The sequence below is a fragment of the Halomonas sp. FeN2 genome, from assembly GCF_020595105.1.
Classification (GTDB): Bacteria; Pseudomonadota; Gammaproteobacteria; order Pseudomonadales; family Halomonadaceae; genus Vreelandella; species Vreelandella neptunia.
Genome location: NZ_CP074200.1, coordinates 3317290 through 3332231, shown reverse-complemented (window position 1 = coordinate 3332231; position 14942 = coordinate 3317290). Strand labels below are relative to the sequence as shown.

Sequence of the window (14942 nt, the reverse complement as noted above, 5' to 3'; positions counted from 1 at the left end):
TTAAGCATTAGCCCATTAAGTATTAACCCAGGTATTTAATCATTACCCCGGCTGCGACTGCCGAGCCAATAACACCGGCCACATTGGGGCCCATGGCGTGCATCAGCAGGAAATTATGCGGGTTGGACTCCAACCCCACCTTATTCGCCACCCGCGCCGCCATAGGCACGGCGGAAACGCCCGCGGCACCGATCAATGGGTTGATGGGCATTTTGCTCACCAGGTTCATCAACTTGGCCATCAATACTCCGGCAGCCGTGCCGATACCAAAGGCGACAATGCCCAGACCTAATATCCCCAGCGTCTCAAACGCCAGAAAGCTCTCGGCCATCAGCTTGGAGCCTACCGACAGCCCCAGAATAATCGTCACGATATTGATCAAGGCGTTTTGCGCAGTATCCGACAAGCGTTCGACTACGCCGCACTCACGCATCAGATTACCGAAGCAGAACATACCCAGCAGCGGTGCTGCATCGGGCAGAAACAGCGCGACCAAAATCAACAGCATCAGCGGGAAGACCACTTTTTCCAGCTTGGAAACAGGACGCAGCTGGGTCATCTTGATTTGACGTTCTTTGTCGGTGGTCAGCAGACGCATGATGGGTGGCTGTATCAGCGGCACCAAGGCCATATAGGCGTAGGCAGCCACCGCGATAGCACCCAGCAGCTCCGGCGCCAGCACGCTGGAGACGTAGATGGAGGTCGGCCCATCGGCACCGCCAATAATACCAATGGCGGCGGCCTGATTGAGCGAAAAATCCATGATGCCCATCGAGGTTAGCGCCACGGCACCAAACAGCGTGGCAAAAATACCAAACTGAGCAGCCGCACCTAAAAACAGCGTGCGCGGATTGGCCAACAGCGGGCCGAAGTCGGTCATGGCACCCACGCCCATAAAGATAATCAGCGGGGCAATACCCGAGCCAATCGCTACTTTATAGAAGTTGTAAAGCATGCCATCGCTATAGCCGACGCCCACGGCAATGTCACGTGCGGCGCGCACCTGATCCGGTGCAACGCCGTCGTGGGCAATCGCTTTTAACGATTCACGCCAGGCTTCCGCGTTCGCTAGCGGATCCAACGTCGCGCCCAGCGCTGCCGCTATCTGCTGTAGCACCGCGGGCTTCGCCACCTCAATCGCTTGATCGAGCGCTGAAATCGCTAGCCCCGCCTCTGGGATATTGGCCAGAATGCCACCAAAGCCAATCGGCACCAGCAGCAGCGGCTCAAACTTCTTATAGATGGCCAGGTAGAGCAGCAGTAGCCCCACCATAATCATCACGGCTTGGCCAAGCTCAAGGTTATACAGCCCAGAGCCTTCCCATAACGTTACTAATTTATCCATTACTTTTTATCCAGTACTGGGGGCCCTTAGAGCTCGATCAGCGCATCGCCTACGGCTACGCTGTCGCCCTCGCTGACGTTAACCTTAGACACAGTGCCTGCGATACTGGCACGCACTTCGGTTTCCATTTTCATCGCTTCAAGAATGATCACCACATCCCCTTCAGCGACTTTATCGCCAGGGCGTACATTAACCTTGAAGATATTACCGGCCAGCGGCGCATCGATGCTCTCACCAGTGGGTGCAGATACTTCCTCTTTGGGGGCGCTAGTAGTGGCTGCCGTTTGCTCCTGCACTTCGCCCAGTTCACCACCTTCAGACACTTCCACCACGAAGGCTTTACCGTTGAGCTTAACGGTGTAGGTTTCCGGGCCACTGCTAGCCACGGGTGCCTTGCTCTCTACCTTAGCGAGGGGCTTTTCAGCATTGACTTCAGCGGCCTGGGGAACGGGCTCAAAGGCGTCTGGATTGTCGCGATTTTTCAGGAATTTCAAGCCGATCTGCGGGAATAGCGCGTAGGTTAGAACGTCATCCACTTCGCGCTTGCCTTCGGCCAAACGAATGCCTTCAGCACTGGCCTTCTCTTTCAGCTCGGCGGCCAGTTTATCCATCTCTGGCGAGAGGTTATCCGCCGGGCGACAGGTAATTGGCTCGCCGCCTTCTAGCACGCGCTTCTGCAGTTCGGCGTTATAGGGGGCAGGGGCAGCGCCATATTCGCCTTTGAGTAGTGCCTGGACTTCCTTGGAGATCGACTTGTAGCGCTCCCCCATCATCACATTCATTACCGCCTGGGTGCCGACGATTTGCGACGTCGGCGTCACCAGCGGAATAAAGCCAAGATCTTCGCGCACGCGGGGAATCTCGCTTAGCACGTCGTCCAGCTTATCGCCCGCGCCCTGCTCTTTCAGTTGGCCTTCCATATTGGTCAGCATGCCGCCGGGCACCTGAGCAATCAGGATGCGCGAATCAATACCGCGCAGCGAGCCTTCAAAGGCGGCGTACTTCTTACGTACTTCGCGGAAGTAACCGGCAATATCTTCCAGCAGGTCAAGATCCAGGCCGGTATCGCGGCCGGTGTCCTTCAACATCGCGACCACGGACTCGGTGGGACTGTGACCGTAGGTCATCGACATGGACGAGATCGAGGTATCGACGTTATCGATACCCGCTTCTACCGCCTTCAAAATAGTCGACGTAGAAAGACCGGTGGTGGCGTGGCAGTGTAGGTGCACCGGTATCGATAGTTCTTTCTTGAGCCTTGTGACCAAATCAAATGCCGTGTAGGGCGTCAATAGCCCCGCCATATCCTTGATAGCCAATGAATCCGCGCCCAAACCGGCAATGGTTTTAGCCAGATCGACCCAGCTATCCAGGGTATGCACCGGGCTCACTGTATAAGAGATAGTGCCCTGGGCATGGCCTTCCACGTTACGCACTGCCTGGATGGCGCGTTCGAGATTGCGCGGATCATTCATCGCATCAAAAACGCGGAAGACATCAACGCCGTTGGTTTTCGCCCGCTCGACAAATTTATCGACAACGTCATCGGCGTAGTGACGGTAGCCCAGCAGGTTCTGTCCACGTAGCAGCATGGCCTGGGGCGTATTGGGCATGGCTTCTTTCAAAGCACGAATGCGTTCCCACGGATCTTCTCCCAAATAGCGGATACAGGCGTCGTAAGTGGCGCCACCCCAAGTTTCCAACGACCAGTAGCCAACGCGATCCAGCTTTTCGGCGATCGGTAGCATATCGTCCAACCGCATGCGCGTGGCAAATAGCGATTGATGGGCATCGCGCAGCACGACATCAGTAATGCCTAGTGGGCGTTTTTGTTCGTTCATGGTCTTGGCTCACAGTAGTAGAATTGTAAGTTTGTAGTAAAAATAACAAAAAAATAGCCACAAGAGGGCCAAAATGAAAAAAATTGAGAAAGTTAACGACGCCGCGTTGAGCGATAACGATGCACTGCAGCACTGATCACTGCCATAACCTCGTCGCTTTGGGCAGAGGGAGCCGAAGCTGGCATCGGTTTTTTACCCGTATCAACCGCGGCGGGAGCGGGTTGAAAACGCCCAATAAGCTTCGACATCAGCGTAACGCTAATGACCAAAATAGTAAGAAAAACAAACACTACGCCCATACCGAGCGCCATCAATGCCAACCCATCTTGCAATAACTCTAGATCCTGCATAAGGCGCTCTCCTATGTTTTCAAAACTGTCTTTAGCTACCGTTCAAGTGCATTCTTACGCACATCATTATGCCAATACGAAGAAAGGCGCTTGGCGCAGTAAGGGGAATACACTAACCTGCCACACCCAGAATAGAATGCAATGGCGCGATAGTGGAAGTCATGGTTGTTAATTTACTACATAACGGCAGAATCGGCCTAGCCCCGATGGAAGGTGTGATCGACGCACTGACTCGTGACCTGCTTACCCGACATGCCGGGTTCGACTGGACGGTCACCGAGTTTGTCCGCGTTGTTGATGCCCGCCTGCCACCAAGAGTGTTTTATAAGCACTGTCCCGAGCTTAAGCAACCGCCTGTGGCCACACCGAGCGGCATTCCCGTACATTTACAGCTACTAGGCTCTGACCCAGTCGCCCTGGCGGCTAATGCGCGTCAGGCGCTTAGCTTAGGCGCGGTAAGCATCGACCTTAATTTCGGCTGCCCTGCCAAACTGGTTAACCGGCACGATGGCGGCGCCTCGCTGTTACGCCAGCCTGATCGCGTCTATAAGGCGGTTAAAGCCGTTCACGACGCTTTAGAGGGTGAAATCCCGGTGACCGCCAAGATTCGTCTGGGCTTCGCTAACCGCCGCTTAGCAGTTGCCTGCGCTCAGGCCACAGAAGCGGGCGGTGCAGCCCAGCTGGTCGTTCATGCGCGCACCCGAGACGAGGGCTACCGACCACCGGCACACTGGGAGTGGATCGGCAAAATTCGCCGCCAGGTGAGCATTCCGGTGGTCGCTAACGGCGATATCTGGACACTGGAAGATTACTGGAAAGCCCGCACGCTTTCAGGCTGCAGTGATGTGATGCTAGGGCGTAGCGCGCTGGCCGATCCTTGGTTGGCGCCACGCATTCGCCACTGGCTGCAAACCGGCGAGCGGCTCCCCGAAAGCAGCTGGGCGATGCGTGCCAACGTGCTCAAAGAGTACGCCGCCCTTCAGCGCCAACAGCTTCCAGACCGCGTTGTGGTCTCTCTGGTAAAGCAGTGGCTCGCCCAAATGCGCCAAGGCAGCAGTGCAGCCGAACACAATTTTCAGCGTGTAAAGCGCCTCACCGAGTTAGATCAACTGCTCGACAGCCTTGTCGTCAGCGAACAGCACGCCGAACCGGCCTAACCCCCTCTCGATCGCACCTACCCAATCAACAGGCAAAAAAAAACGCCCTACCGCAAAGCGGGGGCGCTACACACGATCGCAAGACCGGGGCGCGAGCTACTTCCGGTCAGGCTAGAAACTAGCGGTCAGGCTGGAAACAGAAAACCCGCTCTCAATAAGAGAGCGGGTTTTGGAATCTGGCGCGCCCGGGAGGATTCGAACCTCCGACCCCCTGATTCGTAGTCAGGTACTCTATCCAGCTGAGCTACGGGCGCGTAATGTTGCGTCTAACGTTTTTAGCGCTTACATTTTCAATGTGCTGTTCGCACTTTTAATGCTTTAACTAACAGATGGCTAACACCTGTTTTTATCGAACATCTGCTTCTATAGCAAGGTGGCGCGCCCGGGAGGATTCGAACCTCCGACCCCCTGATTCGTAGTCAGGTACTCTATCCAGCTGAGCTACGGGCGCATACCTTGTGACCATATACTTACTAAATACTACTTGCTAGCTAAGTACTGGCCATGCGGTTGGCGGAGAGAGAGGGATTCGAACCCTCGATAGGGCTATAAACCCTATACTCCCTTAGCAGGGGAGCGCCTTCAGCCACTCGGCCACCTCTCCTTAACGGCACGGCGCGAATATTACCGATTTAGCCTACTTGTGTCTAGTCCTATACGGATTTTTTTCGCACCGGCCATATCTTACATATAATCTTACGCCTTGAGCATTGAGTCATTATGCAAGCCCGCAAGTCTTATTCCACTTCGTTTTCACTGTTTCGTTCACGCTGAATACGCTGGTAAATCTCTTCACGGTGAACTGCCACATCTTTGGGCGCATTAACGCCAATACGTACTTGATTGCCTTTCACACCTAGCACGGTGACGGTGATTTCATCACCGATCATCAGGGTTTCGCCAACACGGCGAGTTAGGATGAGCATGGCTGATCTCCTTTTCAGACGTTTTATGCAACGGGATATGTCAGCCGGGGGCAACACTACGCCATTATGCGGCATAGCGTTGCCTATCACCAAAGACTCCGGCTCCATGACACCTTATACCTCCCGTTGAAAGAAAGCTCACCACCACACGGCAGCAAGTACCCCTTCAGCGTAGAAGGTTTAAGGCATAAATGTTATTCAGATTCGATATCTGCCTTATCTAAACCAAAAGCTTTGTGTAATGCGTTAACAGCCAGCTCCATATGCTTCTCATCAATAACGACCGAGATTTTAATCTCAGAGGTGGAGACCATACGGATATTGACGTTTTCGTCGGCGAGAACGCGGAACATTTTTGACGCCACGCCAGCGTGAGAACGCATACCCACACCCACTAAAGAAACCTTAGCAATATTGTCATCGCCACGCAGCTCACCGCCACCTAAATCAGGGATCACCGTCTCTTCAAGCAGCTTTTTAGTGGCCTTATAGTCGCCCTTAGCAACCGTAAAGGTAAAGTCGGTATAGTCACCGGCCGGCGCCACGTTCTGCACAATCATATCAACTTCGATATTGGCATCGGCAATAGGACCTAGGATGCGCGATGCGACACCCGGCACGTCCGGGGTATTGAGCAGGGTTAATTTTGCTTCATTTTTGGTAAAAGCGATACCGGAGATCAGTGGTTCTTCCATAGCGTCCTCGTCTTGGTCTGCTTCTGCAACAATTAGGGTACCGGGGCCATCTTCAAAGCTCGACAGCACCCGCAGGGGCACGTTGTATTTACCCGCAAACTCTACCGCGCGAATCTGCAGCACTTTAGAGCCGAGGCTGGCCAGCTCCAGCATCTCTTCCACGGTAATGCTCGATAAACGCTGGGCTTTGGAGCAGACACGGGGGTCTGTGGTGTATACCCCATCCACATCGGTGTAAATCTGGCACTCATCGGCACCTAACGCGGCAGCAAGGGCTACCCCAGTAGTGTCGGAACCACCGCGACCCAGGGTAGTGATATTGCCGTCTTCATCGACCCCTTGGAAACCGGCTACAACCACTACCTGCCCTGCTTCCAGGTCGGCCTTTAGGTCTTCGGTTTCAATGCGCTGGATACGCGCTTTGGTATAGGCGCTATCGGTATGAATACCTACCTGGGCGCCTGTGTGCGAAGTGGCTGGCACACCGATTTGCTGAAGCGCCATGGCGAGCAGTGAAATAGTGACCTGCTCGCCGGTCGACAGCAGCATGTCCATCTCGCGCGGTGCGGGATCGTCGTTAAGCGCCTGGGCCATATCGGTAAGGCGGTTAGTTTCGCCGCTCATGGCGGAGACCACGACCACTACCTGGTGGCCTTGATCGCGGAAACCCTTAACCTTTTCCGCTACGGCCTTGATACGCTCGACAGAGCCCACCGAAGTGCCGCCGAACTTCTGTACGTATAGTGCCATATGCCGTTTTTCCTATGCGTTCGGGAATGGAGGGTGAAAGTGTCATCAGTTTTAAATAAATAATAAGGCCGGTAGCAATAATGCCACCGGCCTTAAGGTTTAGCTAAGAACGTTTTCCAACCATACCGGTACGCTCTTCAACGCATCCGGCAGGGCGTCGGGTTGACTACCTCCCGCTTGGGCCATGTCGGGGCGGCCGCCGCCCTTCCCTCCCACCTGGGAAGCAACATGGTTAACCAGCTCACCGGCTTTCACTCGGCCGGTCAGATCCTGGGTCACCCCAGCAATCAGGCTCACTTTGCCCGCCGCCTGATCGGCAACGCCGAGGATAATCACCCCAGAGCTTAGCTTGTTCTTAAGCTGATCAAGGACGCCGCGCAGATCTTTGCCTGATACGCCATCCAGCTGCGTCGCCAGCAGCTTAACGCCGTTGATCTCCTGCACCTGGCTGAGCATATCGCTACCTGCCGCGCTGGCTAGCTTGGCCTTGAGCTGCTCAAGCTCTTTTTCCAGGCTACGGTTGCGCTCAACCAGTGATTCTACCCGCGCTTCAACCTGTTCGGGCTTGGTCTTCAAGCGTTCGCCCAAGCGTTCGAGGCGGGCTTCCTGCTCGCGGAAGTAGGCCAGCGCATTTTCGCCGGTAATCGCTTCGATGCGGCGCACACCGGAAGCAATGCCCACTTCGCTCATCACATGGCAGCAGCCAATATCACCGCTGCGTGCCACATGGGTACCACCGCACAATTCGATAGAGAAGTCGTCGGCGCCAATGGTCAGTACCCGCACGTTCTCGGCGTACTTGGCCTCAAACAGCGCTGCTGCGCCCTTGGCCTTGGCTTGATCCAGGCTCATCTGTTCGATCTTGGTCGGCGCGTTGGCCAAGATCTGTTCGTTGACCAGCCGCTCGACTTCCGCCAACTGCTCGGGGGTCATCGGCTCGAAGTGGCTAAAGTCAAAGCGCAGGCGCTCGGCGTTAACCAGCGAGCCTTTTTGCTGCACGTGATCACCCAACACCATGCGCAGCGCTTGATGCAGCAGGTGGGTGGCCGAGTGATTGCGAAGGGTGGCTGTACGCAGGCTGGCGTCCACTTCACCGCGAACACTGGCACCGACGCTTAGCGAGCCTTCCACCATCATGCCCTGGTGAAGATGATGGCCGCTCTGCTTTTGAGTATCGGTGACCTGGAAACGGCCGCCGTCAACGTACAGGTAGCCGGTATCGCCCACCTGGCCGCCCGACTCGCCGTAAAATGGCGTACGGTCTAGCACCACGACGCCCTTCTGCCCCGCTTCCAGCGCGGCCAGTGCATTGCCTTCACTGTCGACCAGCGCGGTTATCTTGGCCTGGTCTTCCAAGCGGTCGTAGCCGGTAAAGGCCGTTTCACCCTCCAGCTCGATAGAGGCGCTGTAGTCAGCGCCAAACTGGCTGGCCGCCCGTGCGCGTTCACGCTGGGCCTCTAACGCCTGCTGAAAGCCCTCTTCGTCCAGGCTAACGCCGCGCTCACGACAAACATCGGCGGTGAGATCGAAGGGAAAGCCGTAGGTGTCGTAAAGCTTAAACACCGTCTCACCGGGCAGCACCTTGCCATCCAGCTCGGCCAGAGCCGCATTTAAGAGCCCCATACCGTGATCCAGGGTGCGTGCAAACTGCTCTTCTTCTTTTAGCAGTACACGGGCAATTTGATCACTCGCTTCACGTAGCTCCGGATAGGCATCGCCCATCTCCGCATCCAGCGCCTCAACCAGCTTGTGGAAGAACGGCTCTACTGCGCCCAGCTTATGGCCGTGCCGAATCGCGCGGCGAATGATTCGACGCAGTACATAGCCGCGCCCTTCGTTGGAAGGCAGCACGCCATCGGCAATCAGGAAGGCACAGGAGCGGATATGATCGGCAATCACGCGCAGCGAGGGCGTAGCAGTATCAGGGTGTCCGGTCGCTTTAGCTGCAGCCTGCAGCAGGTTCTGGAACAGGTCGATCTCATAGTTGGAGTGCACGCCCTGCATCACGGCAGCAACACGCTCCAGCCCCATACCAGTATCGATGGAGGGCTTGGGCAGCGGGTTGAGCGTGCCCTGGGCATCGCGATCAAACTGCATGAACACCAGGTTCCAGATTTCGATGTAGCGGTCGCCGTCTTCTTCCGGGCTGCCCGGCGGGCCGCCCCAAACCTCAGGGCCGTGATCAAAGAAGATTTCCGAACTGGGGCCACAGGGGCCGGTGTCGCCCATCTGCCAGAAATTATCTTCATCCAGCTTGGAGAAGCGCTCAGGGTCGATGCCGATCTCATCTTTCCAGATGCGCTCAGCTTCGTCATCGCTGATGTGTACCGTTACCCACAGCTTGTCTTTGGGGAGCCCCAGCGTTTCGGTTAAAAACACCCAGGCAAAGCGAATGGCGTCGCGCTTGAAGTAGTCGCCAAAGCTGAAGTTACCCAGCATCTCAAAGAAGGTGTGGTGGCGCGCGGTATAGCCGACGTTGTCTAAATCATTATGCTTACCGCCTGCACGAACGCAGCGCTGCGCAGAGGTGGCGCGCACGTAAGGACGCGGGTCGCGGCCTAGAAACACATCTTTAAACGGCACCATACCGGCATTGGTAAACAGCAGCGTCGGGTCGTTGCCCGGCACTAAGGAGCTGGTGGGTACAATCGTGTGCCCCTGCTCTTCGAAGAAGGAAAGAAAGGCCTGTCTAATCTCTGCGCTTTTCATAGGGTATCCGTAACAAGAAAGCGTGATGTCCCAGGGCGCTGTTGCCGCTACCCTCAGGGGTCGCAAAGCAGCCATTATAGCGCAGTTGTCAAACGACTAAAGCCGCACTTAGTGGCAGAAAGGAAATCAGCGGTGTGGTCAACCAGGTGAACAAGCGTATTAGAGCGCCATTAGAAATGTAAGAGGGGGATTTTTACAGGCTGGGGAAAACGTATTAAAGACAGGAGAGCGCGTAGCGAATTTGTTCGAAATCGAAGCCGCGACTGGCGAGAAAGCGTTCGCGCCTAGCGCGCTCTTTCGGCGTCTCGCCGGGGCTATCAAACCGCCGCGCCAGGGTTTCCCTGGCCAGCTCAAACCAGTCGACCTGCTCGCCCTCCTCCACCTCTTCAAAAGCGGCAGTAAGGGTTTCCTGGTCAACACCGCGTTGGCGCAACTCGCCTTTAATACGAATCACGCCCTGGCCACGCAGAATGCGCGAGCGCACGAAACTGGCCGCAAAGCGCGCGTCAGACTGCAGCCCTTGCTCAACCAAGGCATCCAAGCATTCATCAATAGCGGCATCGTCGAAGGATTTTTTCTTCAGGCGCTGGGCGAGCTCGGCGCGGGAGTATTCGCGCCGAGCCAGTAAGCCAATAGCGATATCACGGGGCGTGGCATCACGCTGGGAGGTGAATGCCATCAGTTTGTCTTGGACATCGTCGGCTTGGGTAGAATCGGCTTAAAGCAGATCGTCATCACCCGCATCCAGCTCTGCCGCTGCTTCGGCAGGTGCATCTTCCTTCTCCTTTTTAGGATCGGGCTTGGCCAGGAGCTGTTCACGAATCTGTGTTTCGATTTCGAGCATGATCTCCGGGTGCTCTTCCAGATAGAGCGCTGAATTGGCTTTACCCTGACCGATTTTCTTACCTTTATAGCTGTACCAGGCACCGGCTTTGTCGACCAGGTTGCACTGCACGCCCAGGTCGATGACCTCACCGGCGTGGTAGATACCCTTACCGTAAAGAATCTGGAATTCAGCTTGACGGAACGGCGGCGCCACCTTGTTTTTGACTACTTTCACGCGGGTTTCGTTACCGGTGACTTCATCACCCACTTTCACCGAGCCGGTACGACGAATATCCAGACGCACGCTGGCATAGAACTTCAGCGCGTTACCGCCGGTAGTGGTTTCGGGGCTACCAAACATGACGCCGATCTTCATGCGGATCTGGTTGATGAAGATCACCAAACAGTTGGCGTTTTTGATATTACCGGTGATTTTACGCAGCGCCTGAGACATCAAACGCGCCTGCAGGCCAACGTGGGAATCACCCATTTCGCCTTCGATTTCAGCCCGCGGCGTTAGAGCTGCGACCGAGTCGATAACGATCACATCAACACCGCCGGAGCGAACCAGCATGTCGGTAATTTCCAGCGCCTGCTCGCCGGTATCCGGCTGGGAAACCAGCAGGTCATCCAGATTAACACCCAGTTTTTCTGCGTAGCTGGGGTCAAGGGCGTGTTCGGCATCCACGAAGGCACACACTTTGCCCTGCTTCTGCGCCTGAGCAATCACCGAAAGGGTCAGGGTCGTTTTACCCGACGACTCCGGGCCGAAGATCTCACACACACGGCCAAACGGCAGGCCGCCGATGCCGAGGGCGATATCCAGACCCAATGAACCGGTGGAAACCGACGGCATGACGACACGCGGCGCGTCGCCTAGACGCATGACGGTGCCCTTGCCGAACTGACGGTCGATTTGGGTGAGTGCAGCGTTTAGCGCTTTAGTGCGGTTGTCATCCTGAGCCATTCAGAGATTCCTCATAACAAGCTGTATAATTAGCCAGTAGTATGCCAAAGATTACGCCGTAAACAAATCCTTGATCGCGCTTTCTCTCATCTATTTTCTTAACACTCTTTTTTGCCTAAGCACCTTTTTCTTACGATTAGTTCGTCTTGCTCGCTTTTTCACTCGCATTCAGGCGTGCCACCAGCCCTACCAAGGCCTGACGCACGGCTTGCTCCCGAACTGCCGAGCGATCTCCAGGAAAGTGGAAGCACTCAGCTTCCTGGGAAGCGGTATCTCCCCAGGCCAGCCACACCGTCCCCACCGGCTTCGCATCGCTACCGCCATCTGGGCCAGCCACACCGCTAACGGCAACGGCTAGTCCTGCACCACTTTCACGGCATGCGCCTATCACCATGGCTTTAACGACCTCTTTGCTGACGGCACCGTGCTCGGCCAGCGTGGTCTCGGGCACACCCAGTAAGCGAGTTTTAGCGGCATTCGCATAGGTTACATAGCCCGTCGTGAAATAAGCTGAGCTACCCGCCACCTCGGTAATGGCGCTGGCAATACCGCCCCCCGTGCATGATTCCGCAGCGGTCACTTCCACATCCTGCTGCTTACACAGCCGCCCCAGCCGCTGAGCTAACAGGGTTAAATCGAGATTTTTCAGGCTAGTTTCGCTGGGCACTATGGTCGCTCCTTCAAGTGAGTCGTCTGTTCAGCGTAGAATACTGCGTTTAGCTTTCTCAAAGAAATTGCTCAATCAGGACGCCCATGTCACAGGCCATTCCCCCTAACACGCCCATGATCACGCAATATTTAAAGATCAAGCGCGAGCACCCCGAGGTACTGCTGTTCTACCGCATGGGGGATTTTTACGAACTGTTTTTCGACGACGCCAAGCGCGCCGCCGCGCTGCTGGATATTACCCTCACCCAGCGCGGGCAGTCTGGCGGCAAGCCGATCCCGATGGCGGGCGTACCCTACCACAGTGCTGAGGGCTATCTAGCGCGCTTGGTCGCCGGCGGCGAGTCGGTGGCTATTTGTGAGCAAATTGGCGACCCTGCTACCAGCAAAGGGCCTGTTGACCGCCAGGTGGTGCGTATTGTCACTCCCGGTACGCTCCACGATGAAGCGCTGCTCGATGCGCGCCGCGACAACGTACTGGTATCCGTTTCGCCCGGAAAAGAGAGCTGGGGCCTTGCCTGGCTGGAACTCTCCAGCGGCCGCTTCAATGTGCTGGAAGTAGACAGCGAAGCCGAAATGCTCGCCGAGCTGACGCGCCTCTCCCCGGCCGAGCTGCTGGTGCCCGAAAGCCTAACGCTACCCGATGCCTGGTCACAAAAGCGCAGCCTGCGCCGCCAGGGCGAGTGGCTGTTTGATTTGGAAAGCGCCACCCGCAGCCTGTGTGATCAGTTTGAAGTACAGGATTTACGCGGCTTTGGCTGTGCACACTTAACCACCGCGCTGATTGCTGCCGGGGTATTAATCGATTACGCCCGTGACACTCAGCGCTCGCGCCTGCCCCACGTAACCGCGATCAGCGTTGAAAACCGCGACGACGCGGTGGTGATCGACGCCGCCAGCCGCCGCAATCTGGAAATTGATATCAACTTGGGCGGCAGTAGCGACAACACCCTGGCCAGCGTGCTGGACACCTGTACCACAGCCATGGGTTCGCGGCTGCTCAAACGCTGGCTTAACCGCCCGCTGCGTCAACGCGAGATTGTCCAGGCCCGTCATGCGGGGGTAGCGCTGCTAAGTCTGGACGCTGCCTATATGCCGCTGCGCGAGACGTTGAGCGCAGTGGGCGACGTGGAGCGCATTTTGGCCCGGGTGGCGCTATATAGTGCCCGTCCACGCGATTTGGCGCGGCTGCGGGATGCACTGGTAACACTCCCGGAACTGGAGCAGCAGCTTAGCGAGGTTGAGAGCGGCAGCGCGCTGGATAACCTGCGCCCGCATATTCGCCCCTACCCAGAAATGGCCGATATGCTCAGCCGCGCGCTGGTAGAAAATCCGCCGGTGGTGATCCGCGATGGTGGCGTAATTGCCGACGGCTTTGATGCCGAGCTGGATGAGCATCGCGGCATGGCAGAGAACGCCGGCGACTACCTGATTCAGCTAGAGATTCGCGAGCGTGAGCGCACGGGGCTAGCCAATCTCAAAGTGGGCTACAACCGGGTGCACGGCTACTTCATTGAACTACCGCGTTCACAAGCCCAGCAGGCGCCTGCCGACTATATTCGACGCCAAACGCTGAAAAATGCCGAACGGTTTATTATTCCTGAGCTTAAAGAGTTTGAGGATAGGGCGCTATCGGCCAAATCTCGTGCGCTCACTCGCGAAAAATGGCTTTACGACCAACTGCTGGGCGACCTTAACAACAGCCTTCACGCGCTACAAAGCACCTCTCAAGCGCTAGCCGAGCTGGACGTGCTGTGCGCCTTTGCCGAACGCGCCGAGGCGTTGAACTGGGTACGCCCAACGCTAAGTGAATCCACCGGCATTCAAATTGATGCGGGGCGCCACCCGGTAGTCGAGCAGGTCAGCGAGACGCCCTTTGTACCCAACGACGTGACGCTTAACCCTGACCAGCATATGTTGATTATTACCGGCCCCAATATGGGCGGTAAATCAACCTATATGCGCCAGACGGCGCTCATCGCCCTACTGGCACATTGCGGTAGCTTTGTGCCCGCCGACGCCGCCGAGATCGGCCCGCTGGATCGAATATTCACCCGCATTGGCTCATCGGATGACTTGGCGGGCGGGCGCTCTACCTTTATGGTCGAGATGACCGAAACAGCTAATATTCTCCATAATGCCACCCAGCAAAGCTTGATCCTGATGGATGAGATTGGCCGCGGCACCAGCACCTTTGACGGCTTGTCGCTGGCTTGGGCAAGCGCTGAACATTTGGCCAAAGGGCGTGCGCTAACGCTGTTTGCGACCCACTACTTTGAAATGACGGCGCTGCCTGAGCATATGGAAGGGGTGGCCAATATCCACCTAACGGCGACCGAGCATGGCGACAGCATTGTGTTTATGCACCGCATCGAAGCAGGCCCGGCCAGCCAGAGCTATGGTTTGCAGGTGGCGCAATTGGCGGGTGTACCCAACCATGTGATTAAGCGTGCCCGCGAGAAACTGATAAGTTTGGAGCAGCGCGATGTGGATAATACGGCGCAGGCACCGCGAACAGCACCGCAGCAAAACGATCTGTTCGCCGCTGCACCACACCCGGTGGTCGAGGCGTTGGAAAACGTCGATATGGATGACTTAACGCCGCGGGAAGCGCTATCGCTGTTGTATCAGTGGCGAGACCTGATCTAATGGTGCTTATAGCATGAAAGGCGATAAGTGAGATTCAGGTGTCAGGGCAGGTTGAAGCGAGG

Annotated in this window: 11 protein-coding genes and 3 tRNA genes; 2 read left to right on the top strand and 12 right to left on the bottom strand. The window is 56.3% G+C overall.

Translation table 11 applies throughout. The features are described from left to right. Nucleotides 1-22: 22 nt before the first annotated feature. From KF947_RS15405 to KF947_RS15395, 3 genes are all read right to left on the bottom strand, one after another. Nucleotides 23-1345 (bottom strand): sodium ion-translocating decarboxylase subunit beta, encoded by a 1323-nt coding sequence (locus KF947_RS15405; protein ID WP_227404360.1) that lies wholly within the window; start codon nt 1343-1345, stop codon nt 23-25. 26 nt (nt 1346-1371) lie between these two features. Further along, the gene (gene oadA, locus KF947_RS15400) at nt 1372-3186 is read right to left on the bottom strand and encodes a sodium-extruding oxaloacetate decarboxylase subunit alpha (RefSeq protein ID WP_227404359.1); all 1815 of its coding nucleotides are present in this window, start codon (nt 3184-3186) and stop codon (nt 1372-1374) included. 92 nt (nt 3187-3278) lie between these two features. Further along, on the bottom strand, nt 3279-3536 hold the full coding sequence (locus tag KF947_RS15395; RefSeq protein ID WP_227404358.1) for an OadG family protein: 258 nt from the start codon (nt 3534-3536) through the stop codon (nt 3279-3281). A gap of 161 nt (nt 3537-3697) precedes the next feature. Between KF947_RS15395 and KF947_RS15390 the strand changes: the two genes are divergently transcribed. Further along, a complete protein-coding gene (locus tag KF947_RS15390) occupies nt 3698-4693 on the top strand; it encodes a tRNA dihydrouridine synthase (RefSeq protein ID WP_227404357.1) in 996 nt (331 codons plus the stop codon). A gap of 177 nt (nt 4694-4870) precedes the next feature. Here KF947_RS15390 and KF947_RS15385 read toward each other — a convergent pair. The 9 genes from KF947_RS15385 to KF947_RS15345 all read right to left on the bottom strand — a co-directional run bounded on the left by KF947_RS15385 (nt 4871) and on the right by KF947_RS15345 (nt 12235). Beyond that, a tRNA-Arg gene (locus tag KF947_RS15385) sits at nt 4871-4947 on the bottom strand. A gap of 120 nt (nt 4948-5067) precedes the next feature. Further along, a tRNA-Arg gene (locus KF947_RS15380) sits at nt 5068-5144 on the bottom strand. Between the two features lie 60 nt (nt 5145-5204). After that, nucleotides 5205-5297 (bottom strand) — tRNA-Ser (locus KF947_RS15375). 133 nt (nt 5298-5430) lie between these two features. Then, a complete protein-coding gene (gene csrA, locus KF947_RS15370) occupies nt 5431-5619 on the bottom strand; it encodes a carbon storage regulator CsrA (RefSeq protein ID WP_007111501.1) in 189 nt (62 codons plus the stop codon). 194 nt (nt 5620-5813) lie between these two features. After that, nucleotides 5814-7064: an aspartate kinase gene (locus tag KF947_RS15365; protein WP_133730780.1), complete on the bottom strand. Its 1251-nt coding sequence runs from the start codon at nt 7062-7064 to the stop codon at nt 5814-5816. 99 nt (nt 7065-7163) lie between these two features. Continuing rightward, nucleotides 7164-9773: an alanine--tRNA ligase gene (gene alaS / locus KF947_RS15360; RefSeq protein WP_227404356.1), complete on the bottom strand. Its 2610-nt coding sequence runs from the start codon at nt 9771-9773 to the stop codon at nt 7164-7166. Between the two features lie 214 nt (nt 9774-9987). Beyond that, entirely contained in the window at nt 9988-10452 is a 465-nt protein-coding gene (locus tag KF947_RS15355; RefSeq protein ID WP_133730782.1) for a regulatory protein RecX, read from the bottom strand. A gap of 39 nt (nt 10453-10491) precedes the next feature. Then, the gene (gene recA / locus KF947_RS15350; protein ID WP_133730783.1) at nt 10492-11565 is read right to left on the bottom strand and encodes a recombinase RecA; all 1074 of its coding nucleotides are present in this window, start codon (nt 11563-11565) and stop codon (nt 10492-10494) included. Between the two features lie 136 nt (nt 11566-11701). Continuing rightward, nucleotides 11702-12235 carry a CinA family protein gene (locus KF947_RS15345; RefSeq protein WP_227406304.1) on the bottom strand — a complete coding sequence of 178 codons (534 nt, stop codon included), beginning with the start codon at nt 12233-12235 and terminating at the stop codon, nt 11702-11704. An 83-nt stretch (nt 12236-12318) separates the two neighbouring features. Between KF947_RS15345 and mutS the strand changes: the two genes are divergently transcribed. Then, the gene (mutS, locus tag KF947_RS15340) at nt 12319-14880 is read left to right on the top strand and encodes a DNA mismatch repair protein MutS (RefSeq protein WP_227404355.1); all 2562 of its coding nucleotides are present in this window, start codon (nt 12319-12321) and stop codon (nt 14878-14880) included. Nucleotides 14881-14942: the final 62 nt, after the last annotated feature.